This is a genomic window from Ochrobactrum sp. SFR4 (genome assembly GCF_019730395.1).
In the GTDB taxonomy this organism is placed as follows: Bacteria; Pseudomonadota; Alphaproteobacteria; order Rhizobiales; family Rhizobiaceae; genus Pseudochrobactrum.
The window spans coordinates 1-261 of record NZ_JAAPBB010000930.1 but is presented as its reverse complement, the minus strand read 5'-3'; the positions used below and the strand labels follow the sequence as shown (position 1 = coordinate 261).

Below are 261 nucleotides of genomic sequence, written 5' to 3'. Positions count from 1 at the left end.
GGGCTTTGGTGCGCACCAGTTCCTGCACGACGCCCTGCATTTGCAAAGATGCTCCGATTTTCATCGCCGGATAGGGGTGCAGGAAATTATAACGGCTTTTATGCTCAATACCGAACAGCAGGTCGAGCAATGCTGAAAATGTGGTGGATTTTCCGGCTTCATTCGGCCCGTAAATAATATGCAAGTCAGGCTTATTCTGATCTGCAGCACCAAAATCCAGTACATGATCGGTAAACCGGCCATAGCGGGTGAGATCCAGAC

General features: G+C 49.8%; 1 protein-coding gene. It reads right to left on the bottom strand.

Going from position 1 to position 261, the window contains the following annotated elements; translation table 11 throughout:
- Positions 1 to 259, bottom strand: a 259-nt coding sequence (locus tag HBA93_RS21815) for an AAA family ATPase (protein WP_286202131.1), incomplete at its 3' end; no start/stop codon positions are given.
- Positions 260 to 261: the final 2 nt, after the last annotated feature.